The 26120-nt window shown below is 69.2% G+C and carries 25 protein-coding genes; 22 read left to right on the top strand and 3 right to left on the bottom strand.

The window, feature by feature from the left end; translation table 11 throughout:
- Positions 1-22: 22 nt before the first annotated feature.
- The 10 genes from ETD86_RS20620 to ETD86_RS20665 are packed head-to-tail and all read left to right on the top strand — an operon-like array spanning position 23 to position 7411.
- The gene (locus ETD86_RS20620) at positions 23-403 is read left to right on the top strand and encodes a phage holin family protein (RefSeq protein ID WP_138667783.1); all 381 of its coding nucleotides are present in this window, start codon (positions 23-25) and stop codon (positions 401-403) included.
- Positions 400-1023, top strand: a complete 624-nt coding sequence (locus ETD86_RS20625; RefSeq protein ID WP_138667784.1) for a DUF3618 domain-containing protein — start codon at positions 400-402, stop codon at positions 1021-1023. The genes ETD86_RS20620 and ETD86_RS20625 overlap by 4 nt, the downstream gene beginning before the upstream one ends.
- Positions 1024-1027: 4 nt before the next feature.
- Positions 1028-1972 (top strand): YihY/virulence factor BrkB family protein, encoded by a 945-nt coding sequence (locus ETD86_RS20630; protein ID WP_138667785.1) that lies wholly within the window; start codon positions 1028-1030, stop codon positions 1970-1972.
- Positions 1969-2391: a protease inhibitor I42 family protein gene (locus ETD86_RS20635; protein ID WP_138667786.1), complete on the top strand. Its 423-nt coding sequence runs from the start codon at positions 1969-1971 to the stop codon at positions 2389-2391. Before ETD86_RS20630 ends, ETD86_RS20635 begins: the two co-directional genes overlap by 4 nt.
- A 10-nt stretch (positions 2392-2401) precedes the next feature.
- The gene (locus ETD86_RS20640; RefSeq protein ID WP_138667787.1) at positions 2402-3109 is read left to right on the top strand and encodes a DUF1838 family protein; all 708 of its coding nucleotides are present in this window, start codon (positions 2402-2404) and stop codon (positions 3107-3109) included.
- Positions 3106-3510 carry an HIT family protein gene (locus ETD86_RS20645; RefSeq protein ID WP_138667788.1) on the top strand — a complete coding sequence of 135 codons (405 nt, stop codon included), beginning with the start codon at positions 3106-3108 and terminating at the stop codon, positions 3508-3510. The genes ETD86_RS20640 and ETD86_RS20645 overlap by 4 nt, the downstream gene beginning before the upstream one ends.
- A gap of 16 nt (positions 3511-3526) precedes the next feature.
- Positions 3527-4705 carry a sensor histidine kinase gene (locus ETD86_RS20650; RefSeq protein ID WP_138667789.1) on the top strand — a complete coding sequence of 393 codons (1179 nt, stop codon included), beginning with the start codon at positions 3527-3529 and terminating at the stop codon, positions 4703-4705.
- A gap of 33 nt (positions 4706-4738) precedes the next feature.
- Positions 4739-5488 (top strand): LytR/AlgR family response regulator transcription factor, encoded by a 750-nt coding sequence (locus tag ETD86_RS20655; protein ID WP_138667790.1) that lies wholly within the window; start codon positions 4739-4741, stop codon positions 5486-5488.
- Entirely contained in the window at positions 5485-5889 is a 405-nt protein-coding gene (locus ETD86_RS20660) for a hypothetical protein (protein ID WP_246148041.1), read from the top strand. The genes ETD86_RS20655 and ETD86_RS20660 overlap by 4 nt, the downstream gene beginning before the upstream one ends.
- Positions 5890-5923: 34 nt before the next feature.
- Positions 5924-7411: a sodium/solute symporter gene (locus tag ETD86_RS20665; RefSeq protein ID WP_138667791.1), complete on the top strand. Its 1488-nt coding sequence runs from the start codon at positions 5924-5926 to the stop codon at positions 7409-7411.
- 36 nt (positions 7412-7447) lie between these two features.
- On the opposite strand, the gene ETD86_RS20670 is transcribed toward ETD86_RS20665, so the two are convergent.
- A complete protein-coding gene (locus tag ETD86_RS20670; RefSeq protein WP_138667792.1) occupies positions 7448-9688 on the bottom strand; it encodes a helicase-associated domain-containing protein in 2241 nt (746 codons plus the stop codon).
- Positions 9689-9780: 92 nt separating this feature from the next.
- The gene (locus ETD86_RS20675; protein WP_138667793.1) at positions 9781-10788 is read right to left on the bottom strand and encodes a LacI family DNA-binding transcriptional regulator; all 1008 of its coding nucleotides are present in this window, start codon (positions 10786-10788) and stop codon (positions 9781-9783) included.
- 11 nt (positions 10789-10799) lie between these two features.
- Between ETD86_RS20675 and ETD86_RS20680 the strand changes: the two genes are divergently transcribed.
- From ETD86_RS20680 to ETD86_RS20695, 4 genes are read left to right on the top strand one after another with little or no spacing between them, the layout of a single operon-like run.
- Complete coding sequence (locus ETD86_RS20680; RefSeq protein ID WP_138667794.1) at positions 10800-11966, top strand: trans-sulfuration enzyme family protein; 1167 nt, start codon at positions 10800-10802, stop codon at positions 11964-11966.
- Positions 11967-12017: 51 nt separating this feature from the next.
- A complete protein-coding gene (locus tag ETD86_RS20685; protein WP_138667795.1) occupies positions 12018-13274 on the top strand; it encodes an ABC transporter substrate-binding protein in 1257 nt (418 codons plus the stop codon).
- On the top strand, positions 13271-14155 hold the full coding sequence (locus tag ETD86_RS20690) for a carbohydrate ABC transporter permease (protein ID WP_138667796.1): 885 nt from the start codon (positions 13271-13273) through the stop codon (positions 14153-14155). Before ETD86_RS20685 ends, ETD86_RS20690 begins: the two co-directional genes overlap by 4 nt.
- A complete protein-coding gene (locus tag ETD86_RS20695) occupies positions 14152-14976 on the top strand; it encodes a carbohydrate ABC transporter permease (protein ID WP_138667797.1) in 825 nt (274 codons plus the stop codon). The genes ETD86_RS20690 and ETD86_RS20695 overlap by 4 nt, the downstream gene beginning before the upstream one ends.
- On the opposite strand, the gene ETD86_RS20700 is transcribed toward ETD86_RS20695, so the two are convergent.
- Positions 14966-15607, bottom strand: coding sequence for a hypothetical protein (locus ETD86_RS20700; protein WP_211370195.1), 642 nt, complete (start codon positions 15605-15607; stop codon positions 14966-14968). The two genes, ETD86_RS20695 and ETD86_RS20700, sit on opposite strands and share 11 nt — an antisense overlap.
- 227 nt (positions 15608-15834) lie before the next feature.
- On the opposite strand from ETD86_RS20700, the gene ETD86_RS20705 reads away from it, so the two are divergent.
- From ETD86_RS20705 to ETD86_RS20740, 8 genes are all read left to right on the top strand, one after another.
- Positions 15835-18675 (top strand): glycosyl hydrolase family 95 catalytic domain-containing protein, encoded by a 2841-nt coding sequence (locus ETD86_RS20705; RefSeq protein ID WP_138667798.1) that lies wholly within the window; start codon positions 15835-15837, stop codon positions 18673-18675.
- 182 nt (positions 18676-18857) lie between these two features.
- The gene (locus tag ETD86_RS20710) at positions 18858-19187 is read left to right on the top strand and encodes a DUF485 domain-containing protein (protein ID WP_138667799.1); all 330 of its coding nucleotides are present in this window, start codon (positions 18858-18860) and stop codon (positions 19185-19187) included.
- A 17-nt stretch (positions 19188-19204) separates the two neighbouring features.
- Complete coding sequence (locus ETD86_RS20715) at positions 19205-20803, top strand: solute symporter family protein (RefSeq protein WP_138667808.1); 1599 nt, start codon at positions 19205-19207, stop codon at positions 20801-20803.
- Between the two features lie 432 nt (positions 20804-21235).
- Positions 21236-22627, top strand: a complete 1392-nt coding sequence (locus ETD86_RS20720) for an ABC transporter substrate-binding protein (RefSeq protein WP_138667800.1) — start codon at positions 21236-21238, stop codon at positions 22625-22627.
- Between the two features lie 40 nt (positions 22628-22667).
- Positions 22668-23561, top strand: coding sequence for a carbohydrate ABC transporter permease (locus tag ETD86_RS20725; RefSeq protein ID WP_138667801.1), 894 nt, complete (start codon positions 22668-22670; stop codon positions 23559-23561).
- Positions 23558-24388, top strand: a complete 831-nt coding sequence (locus ETD86_RS20730; protein WP_170223179.1) for a carbohydrate ABC transporter permease — start codon at positions 23558-23560, stop codon at positions 24386-24388. The genes ETD86_RS20725 and ETD86_RS20730 overlap by 4 nt, the downstream gene beginning before the upstream one ends.
- On the top strand, positions 24385-25743 hold the full coding sequence (locus ETD86_RS20735) for a GH1 family beta-glucosidase (RefSeq protein WP_138667802.1): 1359 nt from the start codon (positions 24385-24387) through the stop codon (positions 25741-25743). Before ETD86_RS20730 ends, ETD86_RS20735 begins: the two co-directional genes overlap by 4 nt.
- A gap of 3 nt (positions 25744-25746) precedes the next feature.
- On the top strand, positions 25747-26120 hold a 374-nt coding region (locus tag ETD86_RS20740), incomplete at its 3' end, for a hypothetical protein (protein WP_211370197.1).

A 26120-nucleotide genomic window follows, 5' to 3' on the forward strand; every position in this document is an offset into this window, starting at 1 on the left:
CTCAGGAGAGGAGGCGTGCGTCGTGAACGACACCCACAAGCTGGTCAACGATCTCTCCGAGCAGGTCTCCAGGCTCGTCAAGGACGAGTTCCGCCTGGCCAGGATGGAACTCACGGAGAAAGGCAAGCGCGCGGGCTTCGGCGCGGGCCTGTTCGGCGCGGCCGGCACGGTCGCGTTCCTCGGCGGCGCCACACTCGTGGCCGCCGCCGTCTTGCTCCTCGCTCTGGTCATGCCCGGGTGGGCGGCTGCCGCGATCGTGGCGGGCGCTCTGTTCGTCGTCGCCGCCGTGCTCGGCCTGATCGGTAAGAACCAGGTGAAACGCGCCGCGCCGCTGGTCCCAGAAGAGACCATCGCGAGCGTCAAGGCCGATATCGACATGGTCAAGGAGAGGGCACGGCGATGAGCGAGACCGACCCCGGATACGACAGCGAGCATCACGCAGGTGACGTCGGCGCCCGCAGAGCGAGGGTAGGCACGCCGACCGAGCGCGAGTCCATCAACGTGCCCCCGACGAGGCCCGGCGCGGCCGAGAACGCACGGCGGGCGGAGGCCGCCCGCGAGGAACACGAGACATTCATCCCGGAATCCCCCATCCGCGACGAACGATCCGAGGCAACGGAAAGCCTGCGTACCGAGGAGGAGTCGCTGCAGCGGACGCACGGGGACCCCGACGACGATGAGGAAGAGGGCGACGTGCGTAAGGACATCAAGGAAACGCGGCAGGAACTAGGCGAGACGGTCAGCGCGCTGGCCGACAAGGCCGACCTGAAAGGCCGGGCGAGCAACGCGGCCGAGACCGCCAAGGGCAAGGCGACCGAGGCGGCCGAGACCGCCAAGGGCAAGGCGGCCGATGCGGCCGAGACCGTGAAGACCAAGGCGGCCGATGCCGCCGAGACCGTGAAGAGCACGGCCGGCGACGCCGCCGAGGAGGCGAAGAAGCGGCCCGTGCTGCTCATCGCCGCCGCCGGCGCAGTGGCCGCTTTCGTCCTGCGCCGCCTCGTGAGGCGCCGCAAGGGCAAGTAAGGCGTTGTCCCCCCGAGCAGTCCCCGAAGGACCGGCCGAGCTGCCCCGCCGCGCCTGGTGGAACGTGCTGAAGCGGACGGTCGCCGAGTTCAGGGACGACCGTATCCAGGACTTGGCGGCCGGCCTCACCTATTACGCGGTGTTGTCCGTCTTCCCGGCGCTGATCGTGCTGGTGGCGGTGTTCGGGCTGCTCGGCAGGGAAGACGCGGCCGCGCTGGTCGGCAACCTCGTGGTGCTGGTGCCGCCCGAGGTGCGGGACCTGATCGTGCGCGGCGCGGCCGCGGCTCAGGGCGGCGGCCGCGTGGCGAGCGTCGTGGCGGTCGCCGGGCTGTTGCTGGCCCTCTGGTCGGCCTCCGGTTATGTCGCGGCCTTCATCAGGGCCGGCAACGCGATCTACGACATCGAGGAGGGCCGCCCGTTCTGGAAGGTGACCCCGCTGCGGATAGGCCTCACCGTGCTGGCCACCGTCCTGCTGGCGGTCGGCGCGATCGCGGTGACGCTCACCGGCGACCTGGCCCACGCGGTGGGCGACGCCCTGGGCCTGGGCGACGCGGTGGTGGTCACCTGGAACGTGCTCAAGTGGCCGTTGATGGTGCTCGTCGCCGCCGGGCTGATCATGCTGCTGTACTGGGCGGCGCCCAACGTGCGCCAGCCCGGCGTGCGCTGGATCACGCCGGGGAGCGTGCTCGCGGTCGTGTTGTGGGTGGTGGTCTCCGCCGGGTTCGCCCTGTATGTGACCTCCTTCGGCAACTACAGCCGCACGTACGGCGCCCTCGCCGCGGTGGTGGTGTTCCTCATCTGGCTGTGGTTGTCGAACATGGCGTTGTTGTTCGGCGCGGAGCTGGACGCCGAGTTGATGAGGGAGCGCCGCATCGCCGCCGGCCAGGCCGGAAAGGAGCCGTACGCGGTGCCCCGCGATCCGCCGGGGGCCGATAGCCTGCCGGAATGAGTCTTCGAGCGGCCGCCTGGCTCGCCCTGCTGGCCGTCGCGGGATGCGGGGGTGGGACGGCGGTGAGCGACTACGGCACGGTGGTCAAGGGCGCCAAGGGCACGACCGTGCAGGTCGAGCTGCGGCCAGGGCAGCGGTTCTCGCTGGCCGTCGCCGACAACCCGTCCGTGGGTGACGACTGGTCGCTGGTGGAGGTGCCGGACACGAAGGTGGCGTCGTACATCAGCGAGGAGCGCGAGAGCGAGGGCGGCGGCCCCGGATCCGGCGGCACGACCTACTTCGTCTTCAACGCCAAGCGGCCGGGCACGACCGAGGTCAGGTTGTTCAACTGCTGGCGTTGCGGCCAGGACCGGACACCGACCACCGAGGAGAGCAGACGGCAGTCCGGCGAGGCGATCTTCGCGGTGACCGTGAAGTAACCTGCGGATCATGGACTTCATTCGGGTACGCGCCTCCGCCGACGGGGCGGAGACGATCTCGTACTGGACCGGCGACGTGTACGGCTGGCAGGACGACGACGGCCCGCACCACCTGTTCGGGTTCGAAGGGATCAACGTGGCCAGGGCCGTCGAGGCCGACGGTGGATGGCAGTTGCTGACCAGGGAGGCCGCGCTCTACCTCGACCCGCGCACGCGTGAGGTCCTCGACACGTGGGACAACCCGTTCACGGGCCGGGCGGTCGAGGTGCAGCATGTCTTCAACGACCCGGTCAACCAGCGGCTCGGCGCCTACCCCGTGCCGGAGACGCGCCTGGGCGAGCAGGTGGTCTACAATATCGACGTGCGGCTGGCCTACCCCTCGCCGCTCAAGGTGGCCGACTACCCGGCGAACTCCGCCAGTGACACGTACCGCGCGCTGGAGTTGTTCCAGTTCTTCGTCGCCGCGAAGGATCTGGACTCGGGCGTGGCCGACGTGCCGTGCGTGTTCTCCTGGTGCCGGGTGTCGCCGTGGTTGCCGTGGATGGCGATGGGGCAGCGCGGCGGCGGACTGGTCTACCACTGCCGGGGCGCCAAGGTGCCCGAGGTGCCGGAGCGGCTGCGCGAGCGCGTGGGTGAGCGGTTCCTGCACGCCCCCGACGAATGGTCCGGGCCCAACATGACGAGCTGGACGGCCTTCGCCGATAGGGTCAGACGGTGAGCAACGACCTGTTCTGCGAGATCATCGCCGGAGAGCGGTCCGCTTATGTGGTGAGCTCCGACGAGGTGGCGGTCTCCTTCCTCGACGCTCGGCCGGTCTTCAAGGGGCACGTGCTCGTCGTTCCCCGCGTCCACGTGGAGACGCTGGCCGACCTCGCCGACGTCGGGCCGTTCTTCGAGCGGGTCCAGGCCATGGCCAGGGCGGTGGAGACGGGGCTCGAGGCGGGCGGCACGTTCGTGGCCATGAACAACCGCGTCAGCCAGAGCGTGGCCCACCTGCACGTCCACGTGGTGCCGCGCAACAAGAAGGACGGGCTGCGCGGGTTCTTCTGGCCGCGCACGAAGTACGACTCCGCCGAGGAGGCCGAGTCGTACCGGGATGTGATCGCGAAAGCCCTCTGAGTTAGGCTCTGTCGGCGTGGAGTACCTGGTCGGGGTAGCCGTGGTCGCGGTTCTCGTCGGCGTGCCCGCGATCGTGTTGTGGCGGGTCATGCGGGGCCGCCGCGAGCTGGGCACGAGCCCGGCCGAGCGGGCCACGTTCGAGACCCTGCACACCGCCTCGATGGCGGGCCCGCCGCTGCGGGCCGGGCTGACCGCCGACGGCGCCGAGCGGGCCTCGCGGCACCTGCGTGCCCTGCTGGGCTCGGCCGCGCTGGCGATCACCGACGGCGAACGGCTGCTCGTCTACGACGGCGCCGGCGACCACCACGCCGACCAGGCATTCGACCATGCCGCGGCCACCTTGAAGGACGGCCGCACGCAGGTCCTGACCATCGACTGCGACCTGCTCGAATGCCCGATCAGGCATGCCGTGGTGGTGCCGCTCACCACCGACGACCGGGTCGTCGGCGCGCTGGCCGCCTACGGCCAGGACGCCTCGGCCGGGCTGGTCAGGGCCGCCCAGGAGGTGGCCGGATGGGTGGACTCGCAGCTGGAGCTGGCCGAGCTGGACCGCTCGCGCACGCTGCTCATGGAGGCCGAGGTGCGGGCGCTGCGGGCGCAGATCTCGCCGCACTTCATCTACAACTCGCTCACCACGATCGCCTCCTTCGTGCGCACCGACCCGGAAAGGGCCAGGGAGCTGCTGCTGGAGTTCGCCGACTTCACCCGCTACTCCTTCCGCAGGCACGGCGAGTACACCACGCTGGCCGAGGAGCTGCGCTCCATCGACCGCTACCTGATCTTGGAGCGGGCCAGGTTCGGCGACCAGCTGCAGGTCACGCTCCGCATCGCGCCCGAGGTGCTGCCGGTCGCGGTGCCGTTCCTGTGCCTGCAGCCACTGGTCGAGAACGCCGTCCGGCACGGCCTGGAGAGCCGCAACGGCGTCGGCCGCATCACGATCGTCGCCGAGGACGCCGGAGCCGAGTGCCGCATCAGCGTCGAGGACGACGGGCTCGGCATGGACCCCGAGCGGCTGCGCCGCATCCTGGCAGGTGACATCGCCTCCGCGGGCGGCGTCGGGCTCGCGAACGTGGACGAGCGGCTCCGCCAGGTGTACGGCGACGAGTACGGCCTGGTCGTCGAAACCGGCACCGGCGCGGGCACCAAGGTCAACATCAGATTGCCGAAATATCACCCGGGCGTCTCTACCCGTTGACCTCGATCTTTGTTGTCGGTTTTATCACTATCTATGGCACAACTCCGGGTCCTCGCGGTCGATGACGAGCTACCCGCGCTCGAAGACCTGTCGTACTTGCTGCGCGCCGACCCCCGCATCGGCGAAGTGGCGACGGCGAGGGATGGCGCCGCGGCGCTGCGGCTGCTCGACCGGGCCATCGCCGACGGCCGGCCCATCGACGCGGTGTTCCTCGACATCAGGATGCGCGGGCTCGACGGGGTGGTGCTCGGGCGGCTGCTGTCGCAGTTCGCCAACCCGCCGCGGGTGGTGTTCGTGACGGCGTACGAAGAGCACGCCGTGGACGCGTTCGAGATCAAGGCCGAGGACTACCTGCTCAAGCCGGTGCGGCCGGAGCGGCTGGCCGAGGCGATCCGGCGAGTCGCGGTGTCGGCCGACGTACCCGTGGAAGGCGGCGAGACCGACACGATCCCGGTCGAACTGGGCGGGGTCACGCGGTTCGTCTCCAGCGCCGACGTGATCTATGTGGAGGCGCACGGCGACTACGCACGGCTGCACACCGCGGCCGGCAGCCACCTGGTCCGCATCCCGCTGGCCACGCTGGAGGAACGCTGGGCCTCCGCCGGCTTCGTCCGGGTGCACCGCAGCCACCTGGTGGCCGTCAAGCACATCGAGGAGCTGCACATCGACTCGGGCAAATGCACCGTGCGGGTGGGCGACACGGAGATCCCGGTCAGCCGCAGGCACACGCGCGAGCTGCGCGACCTGCTGGTCCGCCGGGCACGGAAGGGCAGGCAGGAATGAGCCCCGAACCGCGTCCGGCCCGCCGTGGCATGCGTGACGCGCCGCGCCGGGTGGCCGTGACGAGCCCCCGCACCGCAGCCGCCCGCCGCCCACGCTTCCCCGCCACCCGGGAGATCGACGAGCAGACCCGGCTCGGCGAGGTCTACATGCGGTCCCTGCTGCGGACCCAGTTCCGGCTGGCGTTGTTCGTCTGCACCGTGCTGGGCTGCGTGGTCGGCGGCCTGCCGCTGCTGTTCCTGCTCATCCCCGAGCTGCGCGAGGTGCACCTGCTCGGCCTGCCGCTCCCATGGGCTGTGCTCGCCGGTCTCATCTACCCCGCCTTCGTCATCGGCGCCTGGTGGTACGTCCGCCAGGCCGAGCGCAACGAACGCCACTTCGCCGAATTGGTCGAGCGCCGATGAACGAGCGAACCGTCACCCCGGCGGAGCCGGTCGCATGAGCTTGACCGCGGTCGTGGTCGTGGTGGTGGCGGCCGTGCTCATCGGGGCGTTCGGCATCAGGGTCTCCCGCACCACCTCCGACTTCTACGTCGCCTCCCGTACCGTCAGCCCGCTCTGGAACGCTTCGGCCATCGGCGGCGAGTATCTGTCGGCGGCCTCCTTCCTGGGCATCGCCGGGCTCATCCTGTCCTTCGGCGTGGACATGTTGTGGCTGCCCGTTGGCTGGACCGGCGGCTACCTGGTGCTGCTGGTGCTGGTGTCGGCGCCGCTGCGCCGCTCCGGGGCGTACACGCTGCCCGACTTCGCCGAGGCCAGGCTCGAGTCGATGACCGTGCGCCGCACGGCGAGCGTGCTCGTCGTGCTGATCGGCTGGCTCTACCTGATGCCGCAGTTCCAGAGCGCCGGACTGGTGCTGCGGACGATCACCGGGGCCCCCGTCTGGGTCGGCGGGCTGCTGGTCGCCGTCGTCGTGGCGGTGAACGTGTTGTCGGGCGGCATGCGGTCGATCACGTTCGTGCAGGCGTTCCAGTACTGGCTCAAGCTGACGGCGCTGGCCGTGCCGCTGGTGTTCCTGCTGATGGCCTGGCACGGGGACGGCGCGCCGGGGGTGAGCGCGGAGGACGCGGCCACGTGGCAGGTGCCGCTGGCCGGGGCCAAGGAGTACGGGTTGTACTCGACGTACTCGCTGATCCTGGCCACGTTCCTGGGCACCATGGGGTTGCCGCATGTGCTCGTGCGCTTCTACACCAACCCGGACGGGCGGGCCGCCCGGCGTACGACGCTGGTGGTGTTGTCGCTGCTCGGCGCGTTCTACCTGCTGCCTGCCGTGTACGGGTGGCTCGGCCGCCTCTACACGCCCGGCCTGGCCCGCACGGACACGGTCGTGCTGACGCTGCCCGCCCAGATGATCGGCGGCACGCTGGGCGACCTGCTGACCGCTCTGGTCACCGCCGGTGCGTTCGCCGCGTTCCTGTCCACCTCCTCGGGGCTGACCGTGTCCGTGGCCGGAGTGATCGCGCAGGACCTGCTCAAGGGCAGCGTGCGCTCGTTCAGGATCGCCACGCTCATGGCGGTGGCGGTGCCGCTGGGCCTGGCGTTGTGGGCACGGCAGTTGCCCGTGGCGGACGTGGTGGGGCTGGCGTTCGCGGTGGCCGCATCGTCGTTCTGCCCGCTGCTGGTGCTGGGCATCTGGTGGCGCCGGCTCAGCACCACGGGGGCGCTGGCCGGACTCTTCGTGGGCGGCGGGCTGGCCTGCGCCGCGGTGCTGGCCACGATCACGGGCGCGCCGTACGGCGGGTTCATGACGGCGCTGCTGGCCCAGCCGGCCGCGTGGACGGTGCCGATCGCGTTCGTGGTCATGGTGGCGGTGTCGTTCCTGACCCCGCACCGGGTGCCGTCCGGCGTGGCCAGGACGATGGTCAGGTTGCACACCCCGGAGGACCTCGACCTCGACCGCGGCGACTGGCGCCCGCGCTCGTCATAGAGGGGCGTCGATTCAGCCGGCTAGGGAGCAGGGCTCCTAGAGCAGGTACGCCTTTTGGATCTCGGTGCGCGCGAAGGCGTGGCCCGCGTCGCAGTCGTGGCAGTAGCCGGTCACCACGCCGTCGGCGAGGTGGAGATCCTCCATGTAGTGCTCGCGGCGCCGCCATTCGATGACGATCACTTCGCCGGTGACGGCGGCCAAGGCCAGCGCCTCGTCGGCGGTGCTCGTCTTCCCGCCCTGGAGAATCGCGGCGGCCGCGGCGGCTGGGTCGTTGCCGCGTTGGCCGGCGATGTCCACCGGGAGACGGCGGCGACGGGCGGATTCTGCCTTGATCGTCCCGTCCGCGGACATGGCGACCGGCGCGTGTCCCGACTGGCGGAGCAGCCGCAGGGTCTCCTCGGGTGGCAGGGCGCCGAGGGCGACCGTCGGGGCGACCTGGCGCAGGCTCAACTTGCGCAGCGCCCTGGCGCCGCACAACTCGGCGATGACGGCGGGATCGCTGGCGATGATCACGGACGGTGTCGCGGCGACCTTGATCGTGCCGTGCTTGCGTGCCGTGTCGGTGACGAGGTAACGCAGCGGCTGGGGGAGCGTCTTGGCGGAGAAGCGGGCGAGGCCGTCGAGCAGGGTGCCGGCGTCCGTGCCCTGGTCCAGCGCTCGCCGTATGGTCCGCTCCGAGAAGCGCCACACGCTGGCCCGGTCGCGGGACTCCAGGTCGGCGCAGGAGTTCAGGAAGGCGGCCAGCTCGGGGGCGGGGAGGCCGGGGACGATCGCGGTCAGGTCGTTCTGCAGCGTCGCGGTGGTCGACGGGGTGGGGAACAACCGGCCGAGGCCGCCGGTCCCACGGTCACGCGCCTCGGCGTCGCCCGCTTCGGCCCGGCTTCGCTCGCGCTCGTCCGCTTCCGCCGTATCCGGTTGGGGCTCGGCCGGCAGGGCGCGGCCCAGGCGGGTCAGGGCGCCGTCCGCGACGATGCCCAGCAGTTCGCCCTCGCGCAGGGCCGCGCCCACGAATGCGTCCGCCGCGTGTGCCGAGTCCGCCAACGCCCGTGTGCGCCAGCCCACCGCCGCCCGCAGCCCTGCGGCGTCCGTACCCAGCCCGGGTGACAACGTACGGAGCACGTCCAGGACCGCGCGCCGGATGCGGCCCGCCCCGCACTCGAACTCATACGGCGGTGCCAGCGGCTCCATGTGGTCCGCACAGCAGCCCACCACCCGGTACGTCGCGGCCTGCGGCAGCCGGTGCCACGCCTCGGCCAGAGCCAGCCACCTGGCGTCAGGGGCGCGCGCCAGCCAGTCGTCCACCAACGTGGTGCTGACCAGCCGTTCGTCCGACTCCGAGGCGAGCAGGTCGGCGCCGTACGCGACGTCCAGCCACAGGGCGGCCTCCTGCTCGGGCACGCCGAGCGCCTTGGAGACGCGCTTGAGCTCGCGGACGCCCACGCCGCCGGACTTCAGCTCCGTGATCGGGGCCGTCGCGGCCAGCTCCACCAGGGCCTCGACGCGGTCGATCGCCGCCAGCGCGGCGGCCACGCCGTCGGCCTCGGTACGTGGGCCGGTCGGCACGCCGGGCTGACCGGTCAGGGCCGGTTGCCAGCCGTCGCCGCGCAGCGCCAGCGCCACCTCCCTGGGCATCTCGTAGTCCCAGCCGTCGCGTGCCACGAACCCGGCGTTGACCAGGAGTTGCACGGGATGCGCCGACGACCCGTAGTACAGCTGCTCCAGGACCGGCGGACCGGCGGCCATGGTCTTGAGCAGCTCGGCGGCCTGGCGGGGCAGACGGGCGGCCCGGGCCCGTACGGACGCGCCGTCACGCAGCAGCTCCTCGGCCTGCGTCACCAGGTCGGCCTTGCGGCCCTGAGGCTGGCCACCGAGCGCCTTGACCATAGTCTTGAGCGCCTCGGCCGTGATCTTCTTCGTGAACTCACGCAGCGGTCGGCCCAGCCCGAACGGGTGCGCCCAGAGGCCAGGGCGGTGCGGTGAACGCACGGTGTCGCCGTCCAGCGCCATCAGGCCGTGGCCGGCCAGCGTGCCGAGCACCCCGTCGAGCCGTCCGTCCGGGTCGTGGAGCATTCCGGCCAGCTCGGCACGGGTGGTCTCGCCGCCGGCCGCCTGCACGGCCTGGCTGACGGTGTGACAGTCGGCGTCCAGGTCGAGCAGCACGGGAACGGCCAGGTCGGGCCTGGCCAGCAGGCGTTCGAGCACCTCGAGCGAAGGGGCGGCGGCCAACTCGGGGCGGCGGCCGAGGAGGGCGGTCAGTTCGGCGGTGGCGCGTAGCACGGCAAGAGCCTAGCGAGGCCGGTGGGTGCGCGCGGGAGGTCCGCCCACAGCCGGGCCGCCGAACGGGCGGGCGAGCGGGGTGGTGCCCGTCTTCACCGTGAACGGGCCGGCGTGAGCTCGCCCGAGCCCCTGGCCATCAGCTCCACCGGCACCTTCACCCGGCGTGGCGCCGATGACGGGTTCAGCAGGAGGTCCACCGCGCTGCGGGCCAGGCGGGCCACGTCATAGCGCACGACCGTCACCCCCGGGCTGAAGACGTCCGCCAGCGCGAAGTCGTCGAACCCCACGTACGCCGGTCGCTCCGGCCGCTCTCGCACTGCCTGCAGGATGCCGATCGCGGCCCGGTTGTTGGTGGCGAAGAACGCCGTAGGCGGATCCGCCAGGTCCAGGAGCCTGGTGACCTCGCGGGACACCCGCCATGGATCGAACACCCCCCGCACCACCAGCGTCTCATCTGCGGCCACCCCGGCCGCGGCGAGCGCCGTGCGGTAGCCGGTCGCGCGATCGTGCACCGAGCTCAGCCCGTCGTCGTCGGAGATCAGTGCGATACGCCGGTGGCCGCCGGCCAGCAGGTGCTCGGTGGCGGCGCGGCCGCCCCGCACGTCGTCGAGGACTACGACGTCAGCCGCCTCCAGCCCCCTGGGCACACGGTCCACGAAGACCATGCGGAGGCTCGCGTGTTCGGCCAGCCAGGCGTGGTCGGCCGCCGAGGGGACGACGATCAGCGAGTCCACGCCGCGTGCGGACATGGACTCGATGAGCATGCGTTCCTTGTCCGGGCTCTCCTCGTACGAGCCGAACACGACCAGCGCCTCGTGCTCGGCCGCGGCCGCCTCCACGGCGGCGGCCAGACGCGAGTAGAACTCGTTGGAGATGTTCTCCATCACCAAGCCCAGCGTCAGCATGGTCGCGCCCCTGGCCAGGCGGGCGGCGGCCTCGTTGCGGCGGTAGCCGAGCGCGCTGATGGCCGCCTGGACCCGTTGCTGCAGCGACGCCCGGACGTGCGGCTCCTGGTTGACGACCCGGGAGACGGTCTTGAGGCTCACCCCCGCGTGCCGGGCCACGTCCGCCATGGTCGGCTTGCGAGTGTTGGCTGTCATACGCTGCCCCCATGGATGATGACGAATGGATCTGTGGCCGGTTGGGCGAGGACGAGCCTTGGGTGCTGGGCGCGGTCAACCCGCCGGTGTTCGAGAACTCGCTGTTCACGTTCGCGACCGCGCAGGAGCTGGGCGAGGCGGTCAGGAACGAGGACGAGAGGTACGTCTACTGGCGGGGGACCAACCCGACGGTTGATCTCGCCCAGCGTAAGCTGGCCGCGCTGGAGCGGGGAGAGCGCGCCAAATGTTTCGGCTCCGGGATGGGCGCCATCTCGGCGACGATCTCGTCGCTCGTGTCGGCCGGCGACCATGTGCTGGTGCTGGGCGCCGTGTACGGGCCGACCACGCAGTTCCTGCGTTACCTGGAGAAGTTCGGCGTCACGCATACGCACGTCGGCGACCTGGCGGGGGGTGACAGCGCTATCACGGCGGACACGCGCCTACTCTACTTCGAGTCCCCCTCCTACATGGCCTACGCGGTCGTCGACATCGCCGAGGTGACCGGGTGGGCGCGGGAGCGCGGGCTGGTGACGGTGATGGACAACACCTGGTCCACGCCGATCTTCCAGAAGCCGCTGACGATGGGCGTCGACCTGGTCGTGCACTCGTTGTCGAAGTACATCGGGGGGCACAGCGATCTCGTGGGCGGGGTGGTCGTGGGTCCTTCGCGGCTGATCCGGCCGTTGGCGCTGACCGAGTATCAGCTCTATGGCGCCGCGATGTCGCCGCACGACGCGGCCAAGGTGATCAAGGGATTGCGCACGCTGCCCGTGCGGATGGCGGCCCATCAGGAGCGGGGGCTGGCGGTCGCCGACTTCCTGGCGGATCACCCGGCTGTGCGGGCGGTCAACCATCCGGGATTGCCGTCGCATCCAGGGCATGCGACCGCGAAAAGGCAGATGTCGGGGTTCTCCAGCCTGTTCAGCATCGAGCTGGCGACCGAATCACGGGAAGAGGTCGCGATTTTTCTTGATAAATTGCGGCATTTCAGGATCGGCGTGTCCTGGGGTGGCTTCGAGAGCCTGGTCAACGCACCCGCCCTGTCCACCGAAGAGAGCGTGCGGGCCACCATGGGCATCCCGGTCGGCCTCGTCCGCCTCTCGGTCGGCCTGGAGCCCGCGGACACTTTGATCAAGGACCTCGGTCTAGCGCTGGAAGGCGTCGGTCGCCTAGCGTGATTGACAGCGCTGTCCGAACCGGCGCTGCCTGAAACACGCGGGAGGCTCCCCATGAAAAAGCCCCTCCTGGCGGCCGCGGTCGCCACCACGCTGGTGCTCGCGGGTTGCGGCTCCGGCTCGTCGTCCTCGGGAGAGGTACGGCTCCGCATGATCGAGAGCCTGACCAGCCCCGAACGTACGAAGCTCATCAAGACCCTCATCGCCGGCTTCGAGAAGGCCAACCCGGGCGTCACGGTCGAGCTCGTCTCGCCGCCGCTCGACAGCGCCGACCAGAAGATCACCCAGATCCTGCAGACCAAGAAGGACCTGGACGTGCTGGAAGTACGCGACCACACGGCCAAGTCCTTCTCCAACAACGGCTGGCTGGCCGAGCTGCCCACCACCGAGTGGCCCGGCTGGTCGGACCTGACCGAGCTGGCCCAGAAGAAGGCCGTCGAGGTCGGGGGCAAGGCGTACCTGATCCCGTACGGCTTCTACCAACGCACGCTGTTCTACCGTACGGACTTCGGCATGGCCCAGCCCCCGACGACCTGGGAGGAGCTCTACGAGGCCGGCAAGAAGATGACCTCGGGCGACCGGTACGGCTACTCCTTCAGGGGCGGCAAGGGCGGCGCGGACTACGCGGTGATGATGATCAGCGCGTACAACGGCGAGGCCCTGAACCCCGAGAAGTCCTTCTATCTGAAGGACAAGCGCACGATCTTCTCCACCCCCGAGGCCGCCCAGGCCATGGAGCTCTACGTCAAGATCTTCAAGGAGGCGTCGCCGCCCGACTCGGTGTCCTGGGGCTACCCCGAGATGGTCCAGGGCTTCACCTCGGGCGTCACCGGCATGCTCATCCAGGACCCGGAAGTGATCAAGACGGTCGAGGACAGCGGCGTCACCGCCTGGTCCACCACCCCCATCCCCAAGGGCCCCACCGGGTACGCCTTCCAGCCCGTCGGCTACGCCGGCTGGGGCGCCACCTCCTTCACCAAGCACCCCAAGGAGGCGGTGAAGCTGGTGCAGTTCCTGTCGGAGGCCAAGCAGAGCATCGCCTTCGCCAAGGGCAACTCGCTCATCCCGATCTCCAAGCAGGCGCAGAACGACCCGCAGTTCTCGCAGGGCGCGTGGAAGGCGTACCTGCAGGCGCAGCAGGACCCCAAGCAGGTGACCACGATCAGGCCGGTGGACTACCCGGGCTGGAGCCAGTTCGGCGTCGACTCCGACCGCGACGTGCAGGCCCTGCTCACCGGCAAGAAGACCGTCGCCGAAGTGCTCAAGTCGTGGGACGCCTTCTGGATTGACCAGGCCAAGAAGGTGTCGTGAGGACGTTCAGCGTTCGGCGGGCCAGGTTCATCGCGCTGTGCCTGCTGCCCGGCGTGGTGTTCGTGGCGCTGTTCACGTACTACCCGGTGATCCGCGGCGCGGTGATGGCCTTCCAGCGGTACAACCTGTTCGACCTCACCTCGACGCCCTTCGTCGGCCTGGAGAACTTCCGTGCCGTGCTGGGCGAGGACCGGTTCTGGACGGCGCTGCGGAACACCGGCACGTGGGTGGCCGTGTCGCTGTTCTTCCAGTTCTTCCTGGGGTTCGGGCTGGCGCTGCTGCTGCGGCGGCACTTCCGGGGGCGTGGCCTCTACCAGGCGTGGGTGTTCTTCCCGTGGGCCATGTCGGGGTTCCTCATCGGGTTGTTGTGGCGGTGGATGTTCAACGGGCAGTTCGGGGTGATCAACGACCTGCTGCTCAAGACGGGGATCATCGACCAGCGCATCGGCTTCCTGGCCACGCCGGGGTGGGCGATGACGTCGGTGATCGTGGCCAACGTCTGGTACGGCGTGACGTTCTTCGCCATCATGATCATGGCCGCGCTGCAGTCGGTCCCGAAGGAGCTGTACGAGGCGGCTTCCGTGGACGGGGCCTCGCGGCTGCGGCAGTTCTGGCACGTGACGTTGCCGCACATCAGGCCCACGCTGGCGTTGATCGTGTTGCTGCGGATCATCTGGATCCTGAATTTTCCGGATCTCATCTATTCGATGACCGGCGGCGGCCCCGCCGGCAGCACCGACATCATCACGACCTTCCTCATCCAGCAGGTCATCGGCGGTGACTACGGCCGGGCAGGCGCGGTCGGCCTGCTGATCCTCGGCCTGCTCCTGTCCTTCAGCGTCTTCTACCTCAACGCCACGAGATTCGAGAAGGCCCGATGAGACGTGTCGCGACGGTCGCCAAGGTAGTCGTCTTGACCGCTTGGCTGCTGATCACCCTGTTCCCCCTGTACTGGATCGTCGTCACCTCGCTCAAGCCCAAGCCCGAGATCTTCTCGGTGCCGCTCAAGTACTGGCCGGGCACGGTGACGTTCGAGCACTACGCGGACCTGTTCTCTTTCGCCGACTTCGGCGCGTACCTCCTCAACAGCCTCATGGTCTCCCTCGTCGCGGCCGGGTCGGTGACGGCCATCGGGGTGCTCGGCGGCTACACCCTGGCCCGTTTCGCCTTCCCCGGTCGCGGCGTGCTGATGCTGGCGTTCCTGGTCACCCAGATGATCCCGCTGTTCATCGCGCTCGGCCCGCTCTACCTGCTGATGTCCGACCTGGACCTGCTCAACCGGCTCGCCGGGCTCATGCTCGTGTACGTCGCCATGCTGGTGCCGTTCGCCACGATCATCATGCGCGGCTTCTACGAGCGGGTGCCGGTCGCGCTGGAGGAGGCGGCCCAGGTGGACGGGGCGTCGCGGCTGGTGGCGATGGTGCGGGTGGTGATCCCGGTCATGTTGCCGGGCATCGCGGCGACGTTCATCTTCGCGTTCGTGCAGTGCTGGAACGAGTTGTTCCTGGCGATCACGTTCATCGACAGCGAGGACGCCAAGACGATCCCGGTGGCCATGAACTCCTTCATCACCCAGTACGACATCGACTGGGGCTCCATGGCCGCCGCCACCGTGGTGTCCGTCGTGCCCACGCTCGTGCTGTTCGCCGCCATCCGCCGCTACATCGTCGAAGGGCTGACGGCGGGGGCGGTCAAGGGCTGACCCAGTAGCGGATGTCGCGGAAGCGGGACTCCGCCCGGCCTTCGCCGTGGTGGTAGACGCCGTTCTTGAAGTGGCGGGTGGCCGGGCCGCGGTCGGAGACGGTGGCCACGTGCTGGTCGTCGACGTAGACGTCGATCTTCCCTGCGGTGGCGTCGTGCGCGACCCTCAGGTTCCACCACTTGTTGTAGGCGTTCGTCTTGAGCACGGTCCCGGTGTAGATCTTGATGGTGCCGCCGTTCTGGTTGTAGGCGTTGACCATGAAGTCCGTGGCGGGTGTGCCGGACGGGCGCCTTATCCGCAGGATCTGCATGATGGTGGCGCCGTCGGTGCTCGCGGGGACGTACACGTCGGCTTCCCACATGTGGCGGCCGGTCGCGTACTCCTGCAACCAGCGCATCTCCGTGCGGGGGTCCGTCTCCGAGCCCTGCGACATGGGCTCGTCGCTCGAGTAGACCCACATGCGGTGGGTGCCCGTGGCCGAGTCGTACGCGTACCGCTGGCTCAGGCTGAGGTTCCAGGGTTTCTGCATGTTGTAGGTGAAGTTCACCTGCCGCCATTCGGCGGCGTGGGCCGGACTGGCGGCCAGCAGGATCGTGATGGCGGCGACGGCCATCGTGCGCGGTAACGGCATGGGTGTTTTGTACCGGCGCCGCGCCGCGATGTCCAGATGCATCCGATGATTCGGCCACCACGCAACGGTGGAGATCGTCGTCCAGAAGACATCTCGAATGCCATTTCCGCAGGTTGACCGGGCAAGAAGGTTTCTTGAAGGTTGATGGACGAGCACAAGATCCCTTGACGGCGGTGAATCTATGTGTCATACAGGCGAAAGATCCGATCTCTTTCTGGAGAATCCTGATGACACCCCCCATTGAAGACCCGACCCGCCGAACCGTCATCGGCGGCTTGGGCCTCGCCCTCGTCCCCATGGCGGCCGCCCCCGCGCAGGCGGCGGCCGGATGGCGCCTGCAGGAGCGCGTGCCCTGGCCGGAGTTCATGAAGGGCCAGGACCTGATCTGGGGCAAACTGCCCAAGGCCTGGCACGAGGGCCCGTTCCTCGGGGACGGGCTGCTGGGCAGCATGATCTACCAGGAGCCCGGTCAGAACAAGATCCGCCTCACCGTCCAGCACGGCCGCGTCCAGGACCACCGGCCCCAGTTCGGCAGCGGCTGGGGCACCTGCCGCCTGCCCGTCGGCCACGTCACTCTCGACCCGGTCGGCACGATCACCGCCGTCGACTGGCGGCTCAGCCTGTGGGATGCCGAGGTCACCGGCACCGTCACCACCGACAAGGGCACACTCGCGTTCACCGCGTTCGTGCACGACGAGATCCTCGTCGCCAAGGCCGAGGCGACCGGTGAGGAGCAGGTGCGCTGGGTCTTCCACCCGGAGACGGCCATCAGCCCCCGCGCGGCCACGGAGGCGCCGCCGAGTGGCTACCTCCCCAACCCGCCCTGGACCACTGCCACCGCCGACGGCGTCGAGCAGGTGATCCAGCCGCTCACCGGCGGGGGCCAGACCGCCACCGCCTACCGCGTCAAGGACGGGACGCTGCTGGTTGCCGTGGCCCACAGCTTCCCGTCGTCGGACGCCGAGGAGGCCGCGCTCGGCAAGATCCGGAACGCCGCGCCGTACGGGACCCTGCGGAAACGGCACCGGGACTGGTGGCACCGCTTCTACACCAAGAGCTTCATCTCCCTGCCCGACCAGCGGCTGCAGAGCTTCTACTGGATCCAGCTCTACAAGGTCGCCGCGGCCAGCCGGGCAGGCGGCCCGGTCATGGCCACCACCGGTCCCTGGCTGGAACCCACCCCGTGGCCCGCGGTCTGGTGGAACCTCAACGTGCAGCTCGAATACTGGCTCATCAACGGCTCCAACCACCTGGAGCTCGACTCGCTTACCAGCACGCTCGACCTCAACCGGCAGCAACTCGTCGACAACGTGCCGTCGGCCTACCGTGCCGACTCCGCCGGTGTGGGCCGCAGCTCCGACATGTTCGCCAACCGCGGCGTCGGCACGCCCGGCTCGGGGGCGGAGGTCGGCGACCTCACCTGGGCCCTGCACAACGCCTGGTTGTCCTACCGGCACACCATGGACGACAAGCTGCTGCGTGACACCGTCTTCCCGCTGCTCAGGCGCGCGATCAACTACTACCTGCACTTCCTGGCCCCGGGCGTGGACGGCAAGCTGCATCTGCCCAGCACGCTCTCACCCGAGTACCCCGTCACGCCGCCCCGGGACACCAACTACGACCTGGCGCTGATCAGGTGGGGCTGCCGGACGCTGCTGGACTCGGCCGCGCGCCTCCGCATCGACGACCCGCTCAAGGCCAAGTGGCAGGAGGTCCTCGACAAGCTGACCGGCTATCCGGTCGACGCCAACGGCTTCATGATCGGGGCTGACACGCCCTATGCGCAGTCGCACCGCCACTACTCCCACCTCCTCATGGTCTACCCGCTCTATCTGATCAACTGGGACCAGCCGGAGCACCGCGAGCTCATCGAGAAGTCGGTCGTGCACTGGCAGTCGCTGACCAGCGCGCACCGCGGTTACAGCTTCACCGGCGCGGCCTCGCTCTACGCGATGATGGGCCAGGGCGACACCGCGCTGTCCTACCTCGACAGGTTCTTCGATCCCGCCGCCCGCTACCCGTGCCGCGCCAACACCCACTACGCCGAGGGCGGGCCGGTCATCGAGACGCCGTTGTCGGCCGCGCAGTCGATCCACGACATGCTCTGCCAGAGCTGGGGCGGGATCGTCCGGGTCTTCCCCGCCGTGCCCGCGGCCTGGCAGGACGTCACGTTGCACGACTTCAGGACCGAGGGTGCGTTCCTCGTCTCGGCGGTCAGGAAGGCGGGGCGGACGAGCTTCGTCCGCGTCAGGAGCGCTCCGAGCGGAGCTCGGCAATCGGACGGGGCGGAGCCGCTGAGGATCAAGCACGGGATCGACGGCCCGCTTGCCGCCGTGCTCGACGACGGCCGTCCGGCTCAGGTGAAGGACCTGGGAGAGGGAATCGTCGAGATCGCTCTGGGCCGGGGGAGAGAGGTCCTGCTCTACACCGGTCGCCGGCCCGAAGCGGTCGTCGCCCCGGTGAAGCTCGCCAAGCCCGGCGAGCCGTGGGGCCTGCCGCCCGTCCCGCCGCCCGGGGTGACCACGCCGGTGGACCTGTCGGCGCACGTCGACAACGACGGCGTGTCCACGCACGAAGCCATGACCGACGGCAACGTGGACGGGTCCGGCTACACCTACCCGGCCGAGGAACTACCGCCGGCCGGGCCGCTCACGCACGAAGGGCTGAGCTTCGTCTTCCCCGCCTACGGTGACGGGGTCAAGAACAACGTCACCGGGCAAGGGCAGACCATCGACGTGCCGCCCGGCGCGTACGCCAAGGTCCGCCTGCTCGGGGCCGGCACCTCCGGCAGCGTCAGCGCCGCGCTGACCGCCACGTACGCCGACGGCTCCACCGCCCAGGTCCCGTTCGTCCTGCCTGACTGGGGCGGCCAGCCCGGCGCCGGGACGACCGAGGTGCTGCGGTGCACCCATCGCCACGGCCAGAACGGCCCGCACACGCTGCGCGTCGGCCTGTTCGAGACGCAGGCGGCCCTCGACCCGGCCAAGGAGCTACGCTCGCTCACCCTGCCGACGCTCACCCGCCCCCAACTCCACCTCTTCGCTCTTTCCCTGGAGGCGCCGCGATAGGGGCCGTAATGGGGTGAAAGGGATGGCCGACCGCTCGTCGTGCTGAACGGACCTTTCACCGCAGTCCATGCCCAACTAATCGACGCACGCCGTCGCCTCAGCGAACAACCCACCTACGGATCTCCCCGGCGGGTAGGTTGCGCTCTTACGTTGAGCGTGATCCGCATCACAGTGGAGGTCCCGTGACGACAAGAGAACATGACTCATCGGTCTATGAACAAGTCCAGGAGAGCACCGAGTTCCAAGAACTGAAGAAACGTTTCCGCGCCTGGACATTCCCCATGACCGTGGCGTTCCTCGCGTGGTACCTGCTGTACGTGGTGATGTCCGGATGGGCACGCGACTTCATGGCGATCAAGCTGCTCGGGGAGATCAACGTTGGGCTGATCTTCGGGCTGCTGCAGTTCGTGTCCACGTTCCTGATCGCGTGGGCGTACGCCAGGCACGCCGAGAAGAAGCTCGACCCGATCGCCGACAAACTGCGTCACGAGGTTGAGGAGAGGGCCAAGTGAGCTCGACCACGCTGGGGATGATCCTCTTCCTCGCCTTCGTCGCCGGGACGCTGGGGATCACGTTCTGGGCGAGTCGCCAGACCAAGACAGCCGCCGACTACTACGCGGGCGGCCGGTCGTTCACCGGCGTGCAGAACGGTCTGGCCATCGGCGGCGACTACATGTCCGCCGCCTCCTTCCTGGGCATCGCGGGCATCATCGCGCTGTCCGGCTACGACGGGTTCCTGTACTCGATCGGGTTCCTCGTCGCATGGCTCGTGGCGTTGCTGCTGGTGGCCGAGCTGATGCGGAACTCCGGCAAGTTCACCATGGCCGACGTGCTGGCGTTCAGGATGAGCCCGCGCCCGGTCCGCACGGCCGCCGGCGTGTCCACGATCGTGGTCAGCATCTTCTACCTGCTGGCGCAGATGGTCGGCGCGGGCGCGCTGGTCGGCCTGCTGCTCGGCATCACCTCCCCGGCCGGCAAGGCGTGGACGATCGTGGGCGTGGGCGCGCTGATGATCGTGTACGTGGTGTTCGGCGGCATGAAGGGCACCACCTGGGTCCAGATCGTCAAGGCCGTGCTGCTGATGGGTGGCGCCGCGCTGGTGACGGTGCTGGTGCTGGGCAAGTTCGGCTTCAACCTGTCGTCGCTGCTCGGCCAGGCCGCCACCACCAGCGGCCCGAAGGCCAACCCCGGCTCCTTCCTCATCCCCGGGCTGAAGTACGGCACTGACGCCCAGGGGCTGGCCGGCAAGATCGACCTCATCAGCCTGGGTCTGGCGCTGGTGCTGGGCACGGCGGGCCTGCCCCACATCCTCATCCGCTTCTACACGGTCCCCACCGCCAAGGACGCCCGGAAGTCGGTCCTGTGGGGCATCGGCATCATCGGCACGTTCTACCTGCTGACCCTCGTCCTCGGCTTCGGCGCGGCGGCGTTGGTCGGCAAGGACGCCATCGTCGCGGGTGACAAGGCGGGCAACACCGCGGCGCCGATGCTTGCCCAGGCCGTCGGTCAGGACATCTTCGGCCCGGTCGGCGGCACGATCCTGCTGGCGCTCATCGGGGCCGTGGCCTTCGCCACGATCCTGGCCGTGGTCGCCGGCCTCACCCTCGCCTCCTCCTCCAGCTTCTCCCACGACCTGTACGCGCACGTCTTCAAGCGCGGCAGCGCGACGGAGCGCCAGGAGGTCGTGGTGGCCCGCATCTCCGCCCTGGTCATCGGCGCCGTCGCCATCGGCCTCGGCATCCTCGCCCAGGGCCAGAACGTGGCGTTCCTGGTGGCGCTGGCGTTCGCGGTGGCGGCCTCGGGCAACCTGCCCGCGATCCTCTACAGCCTGTTCTGGAAGCGGTTCAACACGGCGGGCGCCGTGTCGGCGATCTACGGCGGCCTCATCTCCGCCCTGGTCCTGGTGATCTTCTCGCCGGTGGTGTCCGGCGGGGAGACGGCGCTGTTCAAGACGGCCGACTTCGCCTGGTTCCCGCTGAGCAACCCCGGCATCCTGTCGATCCCGATCGGCTTCCTGTGCGGCTGGCTCGGCACGATCATGAGCAAGGAGTACAACGCCGCCAAGTACGCCGAGATCGAGGTCCGCTCTCTGACCGGCGTCGGTGCGGAGAAGGCCGTACAACACTGAGTCCCTAGCCCCCATCGAGGCGCCGCCTGCCCTGAGGCGCCTCCCCGCCGAAGGCGTCCTACTCCCCGCCCGGGGCGTCTTCCGCGCCGAGGGCCCGGCCTCCTCGCGAGGCCGGGCCCTTTCTCCTGCGCGCGCCCTGCCCGACGACGTGCCTCTCATGGGGAGCGGCACGTAATGCCGGATGGGTGACGCGCGCCGGATGTCGGCGGCCAGGAGGGGGTGTGAGGGAGTTCTGCCTGGGAAGAGGGAGCGGGCGTCCCACACCATTGTTGATCTTAACGACCACGAAACGCTGTGAAACGAGTGGTTGACGGGATTTCGGCGGTATGGGTACGTTCTCAGATGTGTGAACGTTGCCACACTGGCCTGGCGCCACGTGGCCGTCATCAGGTGCCAGATGCCCCGCTTGACCAGTGTGGAGGCGAAACCCCAATGAAATCCCCCCTCGCTCGTTGGTCCGTCCTCACCACGTCGCTCGTCCTGGCGCTCACCGCGTGCGCCAAGGGCACCGGCGGAGGCGCCGCCCCGGTGCAGTCTCCTGGTCAGTTCAACACCGGCGCCGCCTTCCAGGGCACGATCTCCGTCATGGGCTTCGGTGCGACCGACGAGGTCGGCACGGCGCGGGTCGACAAGGCCAAGGCGGCACTCGGCGGCGCGGACGTGAAGTTGATCGAGGGCGACCTCGACATCCAGCAGTTCCTGTCGTCGGTCGCGGCCGGCAGTCCGCCGGACATCATCTATGCCAACCGCGATCAGATCGGGACCTTCGCCTCACGTGGCGCGATCGTCCCGTTAACGGCCTGCATCCAGGGCGAGCAGATCGACACGTCGATGTTCAACAAGAACGCGATCGCCCAGGTGACGTTCGGCAACGAGATCTGGGGCATCCCCGAGTTCAACCAGGTGCAGATCACGATGGCCAACGCCCGGCTGCTCAAGGAGGCCGGCCTCACCATCCAGGACGTCAACGGCTCCAGCTGGGACAAGGTCACAGCGGCGGCCAAGAAGCTGGTCAAAGCGCCGGGCGGCAAGGTGCAGGTGATCGGCTTCGACAGCAAGCTGCCGGAGTTCCTGCCGCTGTGGGCCAAGGCCAACGGCGCCGACCTGTTGTCGGCCGACGGCAGGACGGCCCAGCTCAACAGCCCGGCCGTGGTGAAGGCGCTGGAGTTCGCCGTCGGCATCTACGACGCGCAGGGCGGCTTCGCCAAGGTGAAGGCCGTACGCGACTCGGCCGACTTCTTCGGCAAGGGCAACCAGTTCGCCAAGAACGAGCTGGGCGCCATGCCGATGGAGCAGTGGTACGTCAACGTGCTCAACGACGTCTCGCCCAAGGCGCCGCTCGCGTTCGACACCTTCCGCACCCCGCAGGGCCAGCCGCTGGCCTACTCCTCCGGCTCGGCCTGGGCGATCCCGAAGGGCTCCAAGAACGCCGCGGCCGCCTGCCGCTTCGCCAAGACCATGACGCTCGTCGACTCCTGGAAGGCCGCCGCCCAGGCCCGCCTGGAAAAGCGCGGGCAGGAGAAGAAGCCGTTCACCGGAATCCTCACCGGCAACGTCAAGGCCGACGAGGAGATCCAGACGATGCTCACCACGGGCGGCGAGCCCTGGGACTCCGGCGTCAAGGCCTTCTACGAGGCCAACGACCACACCTTCAGCCTGCCGGCCAACCCGGCGGACGCGGAGTTCAAGAAGGCCTGGCAGGACGCGGTGAACCGGGTGCTCAACGGCCAGGAAGAGCCGCAGGCCGCGCTGGACAAGGCGCAGCAGGAGGCCCAGGAGGCGCTGGACAAGGCCTGGGCCGGGTGGACGAAGCGCACCAACTGACATGTCCCGTTCCCAGTCCAAGGCCCCGCGGTGGCGGTCCATGCGGTTCACCGAGACCCGGGCGGCGCTGCTGTTCATCAGCCCCTGGCTCATCGGGTTCTTCATCTTCACCGCATGGCCGGTCATCAACAGCGCGTACCTCTCACTGACCGACTACGACGTCATCAACGACCCGAACTTCATCGGGTTCGACAACTACGTGACGCTCTTCGAGGACCCCAAGGTCGGGCTGGCGCTGCGGAACACGTTCATCTTCACGGTGATGTCGGTCCCGGCCCAGCTGGTGGTCTCGCTGGGGCTCGCGTTGCTGCTCAACGCCGCCACCAGGGCCTCCGGCTTCTTCCGCACCGCGTTCTTCCTGCCGAAGATGACGCCGCCGGTCGCGATCGGCATCCTGCTGCTGATGTTGTTCAACGGCCAGAACGGCCTGATCAACAGCTTCCTCGCGATCTTCGGCATCGACGGGCCCGCCTGGACCACCGACCCGGACTGGGTCAAACCCGGACTGGTGCTCATGAGCCTGTGGACCGTCGGCGCCTCGGTGGTCATCATCCTGGCCGCGCTCCGCGGCGTCCCGCAGGAGTTGTACGACTCCGCGCTGGTGGACGGCGCCGGATGGTGGCGGCGCACGCTGCGCATCACCGTGCCGATGATCAGCCCGACGTTGTTCTTCCTCTTCATCGTGGACAGCATCAACGCGCTGCAGTCGTTCACCGAGGCGTACACCGCGTTCTTCGGCTCCGGCAACACCACCTACAGCAACGACGCGGCGCTGTTCTACACGATCTACCTGTTCCAGCAGGCCTTCGAGTTCCTGCACATGGGGTACGCTTCCGCGCTGGCCTGGCTGCTGTTCATCGTGATCATGGCGATCACCGTCGTGCAGATCCTGCTGACCCGGCGGTTCGTGCACTACGAGGGAGGGCAGCCGTGAAACGGCGGATCAGGCTGATCCTCACGTGGACCGCGCTGAGCGCGTTCGCCCTCGCGTTCATCTACCCGTTCATCTGGCTGCTCAGCGCGTCCTTCAAGCCGCGTAGCGAGGTGTTCGACCACCGGATCCTGCCCGAGACCTTCACCTTCGACAACTACATCAAGGTGTGGCAGGAGGCGCCGCTGGCGTTGTGGATGTTCAACACACTGCTGGTGACGGTGCTGGCGGCGGTCGCCGTGACGATCACGAGTGCCATGGTGGCCTGGGGCTTCGCCTACTTCCGCTTCCCCGGCAGGGGAGCGTTGTTCGGCGTCGTGCTGGCCACGATGATGTTGCCGGGCGCGGTCACCATGATCCCGGTGTTCCTCATCTGGAACTCCCTCGGCATGGTCGGCACGCTCACCCCGCTCTGGGCACAGAACCTGTTCGGCAGCGCCTTCTACATCTTCCTGCTACGGCAGTTCTTCATGGGACTGCCGCGCGAGCCGTTCGAGGCGGCCAAGATCGACGGCGCGAACAACTGGAAGATCTTCACGCGCATCGCGTTGCCGCTGTGCAAGCCGGCGGTCGTGGTGACGCTGCTGTTCGAGTTCCAGGCGGCGTGGACCGACCTGATGCGGCCGCTGATCTACCTGCGCGACTCCTCCACCTTCACGGTGCCGCGCGGGCTGAAGGCGCTGCTCGACCAGTTCGGCTTCGGCGGCGAGTGGCACTGGGAGATCGTCATGACGGCCAGCGTCATCACCACGATCCCGATGATCATCCTGTTCTTCCTCGGCCAGAAGCACTTCGTCAAAGGCATCGCGACGACAGGAAGCAAAGGATGAGTTTTCCCGACGGATTCCTGTGGGGCGCGGGCACGTCCGCGTACCAGATCGAGGGCCACCACGGGCGCGGCGAGTCCGTGTGGGACGAGTTCTGCCGGCGGCCCGGCGCGATCGAGGGCGGTGGCGACGGCTCCCGGGCCTGCGACTCCTTCCTGCGCTGGCAGGAGGACATCGAGCTGATCAAGGAGCTGGGGCTGGGCGCCTACCGGTTCTCGACCGGCTGGTCGCGGGTCATGCCGGACGGCGTACACGCCGACCCCAAGGCGCTCGACCACTACGAACGCTTCGTGGACGCGCTGCTGGAGGCCGGGACCGAGCCGGTGCTCACGCTCAACCACTGGGACATGCCCGCGGCACTGACCTGGGCGCAGCGCTCGACCGTGCACGCCTTCGCCGCCTACGCCGAAGCGGTCGCCGGGCGGCTCGCCGACCGCGTCACCTGGTGGATCACCCAGAACGAGCCCTGGATCATCGCGCTGCTCGGCTATCAGCTTGGCCTGCACGCACCCGGCGTGGCCGACCTCGGCACAGCCGTCAGGGCCGGGCATCACGTGCTGCTCGGCCACGGCGCGGCGGCGGACGTGCTGCGGACCTTCCCCGGCGCGCAGGCGGGCTGCGCGCTCAGCCTCTTCCCGTGCGACCCGGCCACGGACAGCGAGGCCGACTGGGCGGCCGCCGCGGGGTCCGACGGCTACGTCAACCGCTGGTACCTCGACCCGCTGCTCGGCGACGGCTACCCCGCCGACACGCACGAGCACTGGGAGCGGGCGCTCGGCCGGCGAGATGGTCAGGGCCTGGACTTCATCAGGGACGGCGACGAGGCCGCCATCGGGGGCCGCAGCGACTTCCTGGGCATCAACTACTACACGCGGCGCGTCATGGCCGCCGCGCCGCCCGACCCGTTCCCGTGGCGGGTGGTCGGACCCAGCGGCGACGTGGCCAGGACCGACGAGGGCTGGGAGATCAACGCGGACGCGCTGCGCGACCTGCTGATCGGGCTCAGCCGTCGTTTCCCCGGCACGCCGCTGCTGGTCACCGAGAACGGCGGCGTCTTCGGCGACGCCCCCACCCACGACGGCCTGATCCACGACAACCGGCGGATCGCCTTCCTCCGTGACCACGTCGAGGCCGTCCGCGCGGCCCTCGCCGCGGGCGCCGACGTGCGCGGCTACCTGCACTGGTCGCTGATGGACAACTTCGAATGGGCGCTGGGCTACCGGCCACGGTTCGGGCTCGTGCACGTCGACTACGCGACCGGTGTGCGCACCATCAAGGATTCTGGGCGATACTACGCCCAGCTCATCGCGGGGGGCGGCACCGTCCCCGACCTGCCCAGGATCGAGGCTTTCGGCTAACACATGCGCATCACCACCACCGACCAGGCCTACCACCTGGACAGCGGGCACTACCGGCTGACCGTCTCCCGCACCGACCCCAGCGCCGAGCTGGAAGGCTGGATGACGCTCAGCCTGATCGCGTCGGTCGGCACCGCGAGCGGGCGGGACGAGACGTACGAGACGTTCCCCGCCGTGCTCGCCGGGCACGGCAACGGGGTGATCTTCGACTTTCCCCAGCGCACGACCCAATGGGAGACGAAGACCGTCCGGCTGACCTGCACGCCCGAGACGATCGCGCTGGAGGTGCGGGTCGAGGGCGACGGCGTGCTCGGCGACGTGACGCTGATGGGCGGGCGGGCCGTGCTCAACAGCCGCGCGGCGGGCATGTTCCGCAG

Origin of the sequence: Nonomuraea turkmeniaca (genome assembly GCF_005889735.1) — a bacterium.
Lineage (GTDB): Bacteria > Actinomycetota > Actinomycetes > Streptosporangiales > Streptosporangiaceae > Nonomuraea > Nonomuraea turkmeniaca.